The following is an 11,343-nucleotide window of genomic DNA, read 5'->3' on the forward strand; positions in this document are numbered from 1 at the left end:
TTGTCGGTTGGCCTTTTCAGGCGCGACGAGAGGACTCTTGCGCAACGATTGCCACATCGCAACCGTTTATGACATGTCCGCACCATTCAACAGTATCGGCGTTGTAGTTGATCAGGAACACATGGTCTGCGGTTTCGCGCCGCCGAAGGCCGTTGGGCATCGGATGCAGATCGACACCGGTTTCCCGTGCAGCCAGTTCGACGATCCGGTCCCACAAGGCATCATCCGGGAAGCTGGCAAGATACCAAATCCCATTGCCGGATGTCATTGCAGATGTGCCATCTTCGAAGGACAGTACATCAGTAGCGGTGCCGGACAGACGTTCGACCCAATGCTGCGCCGATCCGCCACCGACAACCGGTCGGTTTGTCTGGGGCGGCAGGGTTTCGATCAGATCGACATCACAATCCAAGCCCGCCACACCCGGTCTGCCCCGGTCAGGAATCTGAAAATCACGGGAGATTGCCCCCGCGCGCGGTCCCAGAACGCAAAGGGTGCAGCCCTCAGTTATCGCAGTGGTGATGTCATCGCCAAGCGTCGCCAGCCCAGGTGCCAGAATCATTGAATAAGCGTCTTTTGGGATATCTGACGTGGCGACGAAATCGACAGACAGTCCCGCCCGGCGCAGCGCTCGGTACGCCGAGAAAACCAAACGGAAATAGTCGAACCCGGCGCCCTGCGGCTGAGCGGCCCACGCCCAATCCGAGGCATAATCGAACACGATCGCAACCTGTGCCCGCGTTTGACCGACATCGCCCAATGCGGCCAGATCGTCCGCAGTCTGCCGCGCCTCGGCCAAGGCTGGCGCAGGCCGGTTATGTGGTGTCAGCAGCCCCGCATGCATTTGTTCCTGTGCCATCGGCGCCTGGCGCCATCGAAAGTAACTGACGACTTCGGCGCCGTGGGCCACGGCCTCCAATGACCAAAGCCGCACCATGCCGGGTAGGGGGGCGGGGTTGTAGGGCGCCCAGTTCACAGGCCCCGGTTGCTGTTCCATCACCCACCAACGCCCCCTCCCAACGGCGCGGTACAGGTCGTGGTGAAAGGCCTGCATGTCCGGATCGCCTTGTTGCAAAAAGGCAGACTTATGCCCGGGATCGGCTTCTAGCCTGTCGGACAGAAAGCCTATCGGATAGCTGTCCCAGGTCGCGATATCCAGATCAGCACCGACATCAAAATGGTCGAATTCCAACACCCGTCCCATGTAGTTGTGCAGCAACGGTGCGGGCGTCAACCCACGCAATACATCGACCTGCGCCTTGTTAAAGGCAACGACCTGATCAGAACTGAACCGGCGAAATGCCAGAACATGCGCCGGGTTGGGTTCGGTCACGGTCAGGTTTGGCAAGTCGATCTGGTCGAAGTTGTTATACTCCATTGACCAAAACACGTTGCCCCAGGCGGCGTTCAGAGCCTCAATGGACCCGTAGCGATCCCCAAGCCATCGCCGGAAGGCATACAACGCTGCGGCACCGTAACTGATCGTGGTCTCGTGGCATCCATATTCATTGTCGATCTGCCAGGCGGTCACATGCGGGCTATTGCCATAGCGTTCACCCATGATCTGGGTGATACGCTCACATTCCGCAATGTATCCCGGATGGCTAAAGCAATAGTGGCGACGCGAGCCGAACTTGCGCACGGCCCCGGACGCATCGACCGCAAGCATGTCGGGATGTTTGTCCAGCATCCAGCGCGGCGGGGTTGCCGTGGGTGTTCCCATAACAACCTTAAGGCCCGCTGCCCCCAATGTTTCCACCGCACGGTCCAGCCAGTCGAACCGCAAGTCATCCGGTTCCGGTTCCATACGGCTCCAGGCGAATTCACCGATGCGCACCCAGGTCAAGCCGGTTTCGACCATGCGTGCGGCATCTTCGGCCCAGATCGCTTCGGGCCAGTGCTCAGGGTAATAGCAGACGCCAAGTTCAGGCTTCATAGGATCACTCTGTGTTCCGCCTGACCTTTGCCGACACTTGGAGCAGCAAAGGTCACCCCGTTCGACGGGTTCATTTTGATTTCATCTGCACTCAGGCCTTCGCGGGCCGTTGTGCAGAACAATGTGGTCAGGTCTTCGCCGCCGAATCCGGGGCACGAAGTGTGCCGCGCCGGTATCGAGACGGCCTTCAGAAACCGCCCGGAGGTGTCATAGGCCGCGACCCTTGAGGCACCCCATTGCGCGATCCAGATATTGCCCTCTGCATCAACAACGGCCCCATCTGGATTCAAGCCATCGGCCCGAAGGTCCAGGAAAACTTGGCTTTCACCTTCCGGCCAACCGGTTTGTTGGTTCAACGGCCAGCGCATGACCTGTTTCTTCGCCGTGTCGCAGAAAAAGGCGCAAGACTTGTCGACGGCAAAGCAGATCGCGTTTGAAATGGTCACATCCGGAACCAAGCGCCTAAGTTCGCCGCGCCAGTAACGGTAGATCGAGCCCGCGCCGGGCTCGGCCTGTTTCCCCATTGTGCCGATCCAAAACCCGCCCCAAGGGTCGGCGCGCCCGTCGTTCGACCGGGTGTCAGTCTGTTCGGCTTCCAAAGCCACGACGCGGTCCTTTTGACCCGTTTTCAACCCAAACCGCCACAAACCGGTTTCCGAGGCGACAAGCAGTGTCTCAAGATCAATCCAACCCGCGGCCGAGACATGTTCGTCGAACTGCCAGCTTTTGGCGGTTCCATTTTCTCGCGTCATCAATTGTTTGCCGATGATGTCGAACCAGAACAATTGCTGACGCCCGGGATGCCAAAGCGGTCCCTCGCCCAAATGGCAGGGACGGTCGTCAAACACCTCGCTCATTCTGCGGCCTGATCATACGCAGCAACAATATGGTGCGCGCGGTCAGCGATCTCGGACACCGTCATGCCGGGTTTGAACAAGGCCGACCCAATTCCAAAACCATCTGCGCCAGCCTTTATCCACTCACCGAAGTTTTCCGGTCCTGCGCCCCCCACAGCATAAACAAGTGTTCCTGCTGGCAACACGGGCCGCAAAGCTGCCAATCCGTTCGGACCTGCCATAACGCCCGGAAACAGCTTAAGACCGGTTGCACCCGCATTGAGCGCAGCAAAGGCTTCGGTCGGTGTATAGACGCCCGGCCAGCTTTCAAGCCGCAAGGCCACCGAACGTCTTATGACGTCTATATCGCAATTGGGTGAGACGATCAGCTTGCCGCCGACACCAGCAACCGCATCAACCTGATCAGGGTTCAGCACCGTGCCCGCGCCTATCAAGGCCCGGTCACCGAATGCGTGCGCCAGTTGTCCGATGCTGTCCAATGGCTCTGGCGAGTTCAGCGGCACTTCAATTTTGTCGATACCTGCCTCGATCAAAGCGCGGCCTACGGCCGTCGCTTCGGATGGGTTCAGGCCGCGCAGGATGGCTATGATGGGGCGGCTCATGCGGTTTCTCTTGTCAGATTTCTGGCCTGTAACAGGCCTGCGATTGTTGTTTGCGTGGCGCTTACCGTTTCAACGAATGCGCCTTGTTGGCCAAGAGCACTGGCATAGACATCGGCCAATTTGTCAGCCCCGATAATAGCCAGTTGCTGCCCCAACCAATAGGCTCGGGTGGCGGCCAGTTCTGCACCGATCAGCAAACCAGACAACCGCGCTCGCGCAGTGCCAGGGTCTTGTTCATGTAACAAATCGGCGGCGCGCAACTCAAAAAGGCGCGCAGCCAATTGCTCGGGCTTCGAGAGTGCGTCGTTTACTGCGTCGGAAAAGCCTGCCTCGTCCCAGCCGTCGCCAACCGAGTGCTTCAAAACCGATTGGCTGCGGAGCAGTTCAAACACTTCACCCGTCATGAAAGTTCGGAAACTAACGACTTCTCCTGCGCTGATCTGAACCCATTTGGTGTGTGTGCCTGGCAGGCATAGGACACCATCCCAATTCGGACGCTTGAACAAAAAGCCCGCAATTTGCGTCTCTTCCCCGCGCATGACGTCTGGCGGATCAAGCTGTTTCAGGCCTGAAACAACAAAGGCTCGAATACGAGGGTCGGTATTCGGAACGCGAACCGGAGCCACCGGAATGGGCGCGGTTGGGGTCGCGGAATAGGGGGCTTCGACCCAACCTTGCCGTGCTCCGACCATTCCACAGGCGATGACATCAATGGGCGTTGTACCGAGCCAATCACCGATCAGATCCAGCAGGGCGACCTGAAACTCGCCTTTCGCGACACGCGCCATACCATTTTCGGACTGGCCGTGATCTATCACCGTCTCGCCCTGCATCGCCCATGCGCGCAGGTGGGATGTTCCCCAGTCGACAGCGATCCATTCTGCTTTCATCGTTTCATCCTGTCGTCACCACGCCGCCATCAACAACCATGCACTGCCCGGTCATCGCGCGACTGGCGTCTGAGGCCAGAAACAGCGTCGGCGCAATCATGTCTTCGGGTGTCAGATGCTCTTTCAGACATTGGCGGTCCATGTGCGCCGCCAAGCCTTCGGGCGTTGCCCACATGTCCATTTGCTTCTGCGTCAGCACCCAGCCCGGTGCAAGAGCATTGACCCTTATCTTTTGCGGCCCCAGTTCACGCGCCAGCGATCGTGTCATCCCGGTGATCCCTGCATTCGATGTCGTGTAGATGGGATAGCCCGCGTTGCCCATCATATAGCTGATTGAGCTGAAATTGATAATTGACCCGCCAGAGTTCTGCATCTGACGCGCAGCTTCCTGGCAGGCAAAATAATATGCCTTGAGGTTGACCTCGATCATCCAGTCCCAAAACTCGGTCGTTGTTTCGGACAGCCCGTGGCGCTTGTCATTGGCGGCATTGTTCACCAGCACCTTGATTGGGCCATACGCCTCGGCGGCTTTGGCCATCGTCGCGTGCAGCAGTTCGGTGTCGGTGATATCGCCCTGCAAAAACAGCGGTTCGCGCCCGTGCTTGTCGTGCATCTCTTCGACAAATGCAGTGACATCGGATCGACCTATGAACGCGACATTGGCACCTTGCGAAAGAAACCCGTCGGTCAGTGACGCTCCGACGCCCGAACCGCCGCCGGTGATAAAAACGGAGGCCCCTTGCAGGTCTTGAAATGTGGCAGGTTGGTTCATCAGTGGCTCTCTCTGGTGACTAGGCGGGTATCCTTGCCGACAAGGAAGTCCAGGTCGGCACCCTGATCGGCCTGAAGCACATGGTCGATATAGAGTTTCGCATACCCGCGGGTATAATGCGGCGCGTCCGGTCGCCATGCGGCGCGGCGAGCGTCCAATTCTTCTGGATCCACCAGCAAGTCAAGCCGGCCTTCGCGGGCAGAAACACGGATACGATCGCCGGTTTTTACCAACGCCAGCGGGCCGCCTGCCTGTGCCTCGGGGCTGGTGTGCAGAATGACGGTCCCAAACGCGGTGCCCGACATTCGCGCGTCTGATATGCGGATCATATCGCGTACGCCTTTCTTCACAAGCTTGCCGGGGATGGGCATGTTGCCGACTTCCGGCATACCGGGATAGCCTTTGGGGCCGCAGCCCTTGAGCACCAAAATGGTCTCGGGCGTGACAGGCAGATCGTCACGGTCCATGTTGGCTTTCAAATCCTCGATGCTCTCGAATACAAAGGCCTCTGCCTCGGTTTCAAGCAAGGCACCGGTCGCTGCCGAAGGTTTAACGATGGCCCCGTTCGGTGCCAGATTGCCGCGCAGTACGCGCAGGCCTGCTGCCGGCATGACCGGATCGTCGAAAGGCCGGATCACATCGCGGTCAAAACACTCGGCTCCATCACAGTGCGCAGAAATGTCTTTGTTCAGAACAGTCCTGGCGGGGCGGAGGAAGGATCTGAGTTCATTCAGAACAGCCGGAACCCCGCCGGCATAACAGAAATCCTCCATCAGATATGTGCCTGACGGCATGCAGTTCACCAGCAACGGAATTTCTGTCCCGATCTCGAAATCCTTGAGCGACAGGTCGACGCCAACCCGGCCTGCCAGCGCCAAAAGGTGTACGACCGCGTTTGTCGAACCCCCAACCGCGGCATTGGCAAGGATGGCATTCTCAAACGCGGCTTTCGTCAGGATGTCAGACGGTTTGAGGTCTTCCTCCACCATCTCAACAATGCGTTTGCCGGTCAGATGCGCCAGCGCCATGCGTCGCGCGTCGACGGCAGGCAGGGCCGCGTTTGTGGGAAGGCTCATGCCCATCGCCTCGACCAGCGAGGCCATGGTGGAAGCTGTACCCATCGTCATGCAGACACCCGCGCTTCGCGACATTCCGGATTCGGCGTTCATGAAGTCCTGCAGTGTCATTTCTCCGGCGCGAACCGCCTCGGAAAATTTCCAGACATCTGTTCCGGAACCGATATCCTTGCCCTTGAATTTCCCGTTCAGCATCGGACCAGAGCTGACAACTATCGACGGCAGATCGACCGAGGCCGCGCCCATCAACTGGCCCGGCGTGGTCTTGTCGCAACCGCCCAACAAAACAACTCCGTCAATCCCGTAGGCGCGGATCGATTCCTCGACGTCCATTGCCAGCAGGTTTCGGAACAACATGGCCGTGGGTTTCATCTGGGTTTCACCCAGTGACATGACCGGAAACTCGACCGGGAACCCACCAGCCTCCCACACGCCGCGCTTGACGCCTTCTGCAAGATCCCTGAGACCCGCATTGCAGGGCGTCAGTTCGGACCAGGTGTTGCAGATCCCGATGATTGGTCGGCCATCAAAAGCATGGTCCGGAAAGCCCTGGTTCTTCATCCAGGACCGATGGATGAAGCCATCCTTGTCCAGTTTGCCATACCAATGCTGAGAGCGGCGTTTCTTCATGTTTGGCTCTGCTTGTTTGCCGAGGGTCGGATTTGAGTATTTGTAAAAAGATGAAGTTCAGGCCGCGCGGGCCGGGCGGCACCAATCCGGCAACCAATCGGCGTGGGCGGTCAGAAGATCAGAGACCAGACTACGGATTTGTCTGAGGTCAAGTTCGGCGGCGGTGTGCGGATCCATCATTGCGGCGTGATAGATGTATTCCGGGTTCTGCTCGACCAGCGCGCGAACGGTCAATTCCTGCACATTTACCTGGGTCCGCATAAGTGCGATCAGTTGAGGCGGAATGTCCGTGACGACGGAGGGTTGAACGCCGTTCGAGTTCACGAGGCAAGGCGTTTCCACGGCCGCGCCCAACGGAAGCTGTGGAATTTGACCCGTATTTGGCAGGTTTCCATAGGCGGCATAGGGTGTATCGGTGACGATGGCGTTCATCAGGTCAGCGGCGAACTCGTGACTGCGGATCACTTCGATGTCGCGCCCATCAGTGAGCGTCTTGGCCTGTTCTTTCCAGTTTTCGACCTGCTCGACGCAACGCGTAGGGTATTCATCCAGTGGAATGCTGAATCGCTCGATCAGATCCTGCCTTCCATCCTTGATGAACCACGGGACGTATTCCGCCAGGTGCTCTGAGCTTTCCGTGCAGAAATAGCCCAGATGGTCCATGACCTCGTACCGCACCTTGTTGGGGCAGCGCGGCATCAGCAAAGGTGGCTTGGGGAACAAGCCGCCGGCATACCCTTGGCGCAGCGCCGGGTAGAGGTCGCGACCATTGTGTTCCAACCGCAGGAAAAAGGCGACGTGATTCACGCCTGCAACTTTGTATTGGAACTCTTCTTTCGGCAGGTCGAGATCGTGGGCCAATTCTTCGACCGTGTTTTGAACCGAATGGCAAAGGCCGACATGTTTGAGTGTCGGAAAACGCTCGGCAAGCGCCCATGTGTTGATTGCCATCGGGTTTACATATTGCAGCAGCGTCGCGTCCGGGCAAAGCTGCATCATATCACGCGCCACGTCCCACAGAACCGGCACAGTCCGCAAACCGCGCATAATGCCGCCAACACCCAGTGTGTCGGCAATTGTCTGGCGCAAGCCATACTGCTTGGGGATTTCAAAATCCGTCACCGTGCACGGTTTGTAACCACCAATCTGAAAAGCGGTGATGACGAAATCCGCGCCCTCAAGGGCTGCGCGGCGGTCCGTATGCGTGGATACAGTCGCGCCCGTTCCGACCGATCTAATCATCGCACGCGCCACTGTCTCGCTTTCCGACAGACGCACGGGATCAATGTCCATCAGGGCAAAATGGCTGTCGGCTAGGGCAGGGGTCAGCAGGGCGTCGCCCACGATGTTCTGCATGAAGATCGTGGAGCCCGCTCCTACAAAGGTGATTTTTGTCATTTTACAGCTCCGAGGGTCAGACCCGCGATGAAGTGTTTCTGCATGAGGAAGAACATGGCCACAGGCGGCAGCGCCGCGACGATCGAGCCGGCACTCATCAAGTGGTAGGCCGCCCTGAACTGCGCGTTGAAGCTGGTGATGCCCGCCGTTACAGGCTGGCTTTCAGCCCCCTGGGTCAGAACAACGGCCCAGAAATAGTCATTCCAGATGAAGGTGAACATCAGCACGCTGAGGGCGGCCAATGCCGGTTTCATCAAGGGAAGAACGACAAACCAGAAAATGCGCCACTCGCTGATCCCCTCGACCCGGGCCGCTTCGATCAGCGCAAAGGGTAGCGCCTTGATGAAGTTGCGCATGAACAGCGTGCAAAAGCCGGTCTGGAAGGCGATATGAAACAGCACGAGACCGGTTTTCGTGTTGTAGAGCCCCAGTTCCAGCGTCAGATCCCGCACCGGGACCATGAGAATCTGGAACGGAACAAAGTTGCCGGCCACGAACATGAAGAAGATCCAAAGGTTCGATTTGAACTTGTAGATCCCCAGGGCAAATCCGGTCATCGTGCTCAATGCCACTGCTCCGATAACTGTCGGCACAGTGATCAGCACAGAGTTCAGAAGATAGCGCGGCATGTCGCTGTTAAAGAAGACCTGTCCATAGTTGTGCATAAACTCAAACGAAGACGGCAGGCCCCAGTAATTGGCGTTCACAAAGTCCGAGTCCGGTTTGACCGAGAACAACGCCACCGCAAGAAGAGGACCCAACCACAAAAGCAGGGCCAGCGGCAAAAGCGCCTGATAGGTAACCTGAACAGACCTTGATTGCTTTTCGATAGGTGTAGGAAACATCGATCAATACCCTCTCTCTTCGCGGTACATCGACCAGAGGAAGTAGGTGATGAAGCAGAGCATGATGAGGAACAAGACCACGGCAATGGCCGCGCCATAGCCCATGCGGAACCCGTATTCGGACAAGGCAACCTCGAACATGTAATAAGCCAGCACACGGGACGACCCAAACGGTCCTCCTTGCGTCATGACCGAGATCAGGTCGAACGATCGCAATGCGCCGATAATCGTTACCACAAAGGCAATAAACGTAGCGGGCCGAAGCTGAGGCAGCACGACATGCCAGAGCATTCTGAACCCTTTGGCGCCGTCCAGACGCCCGGCTTCGATCTGTTCGGGGTCCACGGCGTTCAGCCCGGTCAGGTACAGGATCATGCAATACGCTGTCTGCGGCCAAAGCCCGGCCGCAATGATCCCGTAGGTCACAAGGTGTTCATTTCCCAACACGTTGATCGGACCCAAGCCGAACCACGCCAGAAACTGGTTCAATAGGCCGAATGTCGGATCATAAAACCATGTAAAGACAAGGCCGACGACAACCTGGCTGATCACAAACGGAAAGAAAAACAAGGACTTATAAAGTCGGATGCCGAAAACGGTTTGGTTCAAGAGCAAAGCAATAAACAGACCCGCAGGGATTGCCAGCAGGTACAGTACCAACCAGATCAGGTTGTTTTTGAGAGAGACGTAAAACGCATCCCGGTCGACCCATTCCCAATAGAGATCTTCATAGTTACGGAACCCGACATATTCAGCAGTTCCCAATCCGTCCCACTCGTACAGCGACAGGTTGAAAGACTGGAACACCGGAATGATCACGTAGACCAAAAAGAAAAGGATGCCCGGAGCGAGGAACAACCAAGGGGCAATACGCTGCTGGTTTTTGTGAAACCAGCTTTCTCTTTCTGGGGCGTCGACGGCAACGGTCATGGCAAAACTCTGGTTTTGAAGGGCGGGACGGGCCGCAACCCGCCTCGCGATAAGTGTGACTCAGGCCGGAAAGTGATCCGGCCTGAAATCGCGCTTAGTTTTCGTAGATGCGACCACGCGAACGTTCCAGTTTCGCGAGAATCCGGTCCAGGTCGTCTGGCTTGACCATGAATTCCTGGAAGCCTTCCATGGAAACCTTGGCCATTTCCGCCGGTGCATCACGGTCCCAGAATTGGGCTACGCCGCCGGGGCTGTTCGACGACAGCATCTCGAAGCCTTGGATCAGGAACTTATCGTCATCAACCGAAGACTTCGCGTTGATCGGCAATTGCCCAAGGTTTGCACCGTTGTTGATTTCGGTCTGCTCATCCGGAGAGACCACGAAACGCAGGAACTCGCGTGCGGCTTCTTTATTCGAAGCATTTGCGGGGATGTGGAACGTATCCGTGGGCGCATCCTCGGCCAGTTCCACGTCCGGGTTGATGGAAACAAACTGATAGAAGTCAATCTGGTCATCCGTCAGGCCGGCGTCGCGCAACGGAGCGACAACGAAGTTACCCTTTAGAATGGCTGCAGCATCGCCTCGAACCATCAGAGGAACCGATTCCTGCCAGCTTCGTGCGGTATGGTCGTCGGGAAACGCACCCATATCAATGAGCTGCTTCCAATTGGCGAAGGTTTGCTTGACCCGATCGTCCTCCCAGCTGATCTCGCCATTGGCCAATTGATTGTGGAAGTCGTATCCGTTGGTCCGCATGTTGATGTAATCGAACCAGCCGCCGGCAGTCCAATAGTTCCGCGTTCCGATTGTGTAGCAGATGCGTCCGGAATCGACGATCTTTTGGCAGTTGGCCAACTCTTCTTCCCAGGTCGTCGGCTCAGTCAGGCCCAGTTCATCAAAGATGTCTTTGCGGTAGTAAACGCCCCACTGATAGTAGGTATAGGGCACGCCCCATTGCTTGCCGTCTAGGGTCATTGCACCTTTGGTCGAGGCGAGGTTCTCGGCAATCTCAGGCTCGGCCCAAAGATCAGAGACGTCTTCAAACAGACCAGCCTCGACATAGGGTTTCATCCTGTTTGCGGCGTACCAGTTCGCCACGTCAGGCGTATCCGCGGTCAGGAAGTTGCGAATCTGCGTTTTGTACGCCTCACGCTCGATGATTGTTGTTTCGATTTCCAGGTCCGGGTGCAAAGCCTGAAAACGCTCGATCATCGCTTCCATCGTCGCACGCGGCGCAGGGTTCGATGTATCGAGGAAGATTCGCAATTCTCCGGTCAGCTCGGCGGCTGCGGGAACAGCAAGTGCAACGCTCAAAGCCAACGCGGCCGTTGTGCGCTTATAGATGGAATGCATGGTATCCTCCCTTAGCTTCCATTTGTTCCAAATATTGAAACTTAGTTTTATAT

10 protein-coding genes are annotated in these 11,343 nt (G+C 57.2%); all 10 read right to left on the reverse strand.

Annotated elements, in window-relative coordinates:
• Window positions 1-16 precede the first annotated feature (16 nt).
• Window positions 17-1,936: a beta-galactosidase gene (locus tag RA28_RS08195; RefSeq protein ID WP_039526549.1), complete on the reverse strand. Its 1,920-nt coding sequence runs from the start codon at window positions 1,934-1,936 to the stop codon at window positions 17-19.
• Window positions 1,933-2,793, reverse strand: coding sequence for an SMP-30/gluconolactonase/LRE family protein (locus RA28_RS08200; RefSeq protein WP_039526552.1), 861 nt, complete (start codon window positions 2,791-2,793; stop codon window positions 1,933-1,935). Before RA28_RS08200 ends, RA28_RS08195 begins: the two co-directional genes overlap by 4 nt.
• Window positions 2,790-3,395, reverse strand: coding sequence for a 2-dehydro-3-deoxy-6-phosphogalactonate aldolase (locus RA28_RS08205; protein WP_039526556.1), 606 nt, complete (start codon window positions 3,393-3,395; stop codon window positions 2,790-2,792). The genes RA28_RS08200 and RA28_RS08205 overlap by 4 nt, the downstream gene beginning before the upstream one ends.
• Complete coding sequence (locus RA28_RS08210; protein WP_039526560.1) at window positions 3,392-4,285, reverse strand: 2-dehydro-3-deoxygalactonokinase; 894 nt, start codon at window positions 4,283-4,285, stop codon at window positions 3,392-3,394. Before RA28_RS08210 ends, RA28_RS08205 begins: the two co-directional genes overlap by 4 nt.
• A gap of 4 nt (window positions 4,286-4,289) precedes the next feature.
• Complete coding sequence (locus RA28_RS08215; RefSeq protein ID WP_039526563.1) at window positions 4,290-5,057, reverse strand: SDR family NAD(P)-dependent oxidoreductase; 768 nt, start codon at window positions 5,055-5,057, stop codon at window positions 4,290-4,292.
• The gene (locus RA28_RS08220; protein WP_039526566.1) at window positions 5,057-6,763 is read right to left on the reverse strand and encodes an IlvD/Edd family dehydratase; all 1,707 of its coding nucleotides are present in this window, start codon (window positions 6,761-6,763) and stop codon (window positions 5,057-5,059) included. The genes RA28_RS08215 and RA28_RS08220 overlap by 1 nt, the downstream gene beginning before the upstream one ends.
• Before the next feature lie 57 nt (window positions 6,764-6,820).
• On the reverse strand, window positions 6,821-8,161 hold the full coding sequence (gene melA / locus RA28_RS08225; protein ID WP_039526569.1) for an alpha-glucosidase/alpha-galactosidase: 1,341 nt from the start codon (window positions 8,159-8,161) through the stop codon (window positions 6,821-6,823).
• On the reverse strand, window positions 8,158-9,006 hold the full coding sequence (locus RA28_RS08230) for a carbohydrate ABC transporter permease (RefSeq protein ID WP_039526572.1): 849 nt from the start codon (window positions 9,004-9,006) through the stop codon (window positions 8,158-8,160). The genes melA and RA28_RS08230 overlap by 4 nt, the downstream gene beginning before the upstream one ends.
• Window positions 9,007-9,009: 3 nt before the next feature.
• On the reverse strand, window positions 9,010-9,936 hold the full coding sequence (locus RA28_RS08235) for a carbohydrate ABC transporter permease (RefSeq protein WP_039526575.1): 927 nt from the start codon (window positions 9,934-9,936) through the stop codon (window positions 9,010-9,012).
• A 94-nt stretch (window positions 9,937-10,030) separates the two neighbouring features.
• Window positions 10,031-11,290, reverse strand: coding sequence for an ABC transporter substrate-binding protein (locus RA28_RS08240; protein ID WP_039526578.1), 1,260 nt, complete (start codon window positions 11,288-11,290; stop codon window positions 10,031-10,033).
• Window positions 11,291-11,343 lie beyond the last annotated feature (53 nt).

Origin of the sequence: Ruegeria sp. ANG-S4, from assembly GCF_000814005.1 — a bacterium.
Taxonomy (GTDB): domain Bacteria; phylum Pseudomonadota; class Alphaproteobacteria; order Rhodobacterales; family Rhodobacteraceae; genus Ruegeria.

Excerpts from the sequence above, each read along its gene's own strand:
- RA28_RS08195 (WP_039526549.1), bottom strand. The coding sequence starts at position 1,936 with ATGAAGCCTGAACTTGGCGTCTGCTATTACCCTGAGCACTGGCCCGAA.
- RA28_RS08200 (WP_039526552.1), bottom strand. The coding sequence starts at position 2,793 with ATGAGCGAGGTGTTTGACGACCGTCCCTGCCATTTGGGCGAGGGACCG.
- RA28_RS08205 (WP_039526556.1), bottom strand. The coding sequence starts at position 3,395 with ATGAGCCGCCCCATCATAGCCATCCTGCGCGGCCTGAACCCATCCGAA.
- RA28_RS08210 (WP_039526560.1), bottom strand. The coding sequence starts at position 4,285 with ATGAAAGCAGAATGGATCGCTGTCGACTGGGGAACATCCCACCTGCGC.
- RA28_RS08215 (WP_039526563.1), bottom strand. The coding sequence starts at position 5,057 with ATGAACCAACCTGCCACATTTCAAGACCTGCAAGGGGCCTCCGTTTTT.
- RA28_RS08220 (WP_039526566.1), bottom strand. The coding sequence starts at position 6,763 with ATGAAGAAACGCCGCTCTCAGCATTGGTATGGCAAACTGGACAAGGAT.
- melA (WP_039526569.1), bottom strand. The coding sequence starts at position 8,161 with ATGACAAAAATCACCTTTGTAGGAGCGGGCTCCACGATCTTCATGCAG.
- RA28_RS08230 (WP_039526572.1), bottom strand. The coding sequence starts at position 9,006 with ATGTTTCCTACACCTATCGAAAAGCAATCAAGGTCTGTTCAGGTTACC.
- RA28_RS08235 (WP_039526575.1), bottom strand. The coding sequence starts at position 9,936 with ATGACCGTTGCCGTCGACGCCCCAGAAAGAGAAAGCTGGTTTCACAAA.
- RA28_RS08240 (WP_039526578.1), bottom strand. The coding sequence starts at position 11,290 with ATGCATTCCATCTATAAGCGCACAACGGCCGCGTTGGCTTTGAGCGTT.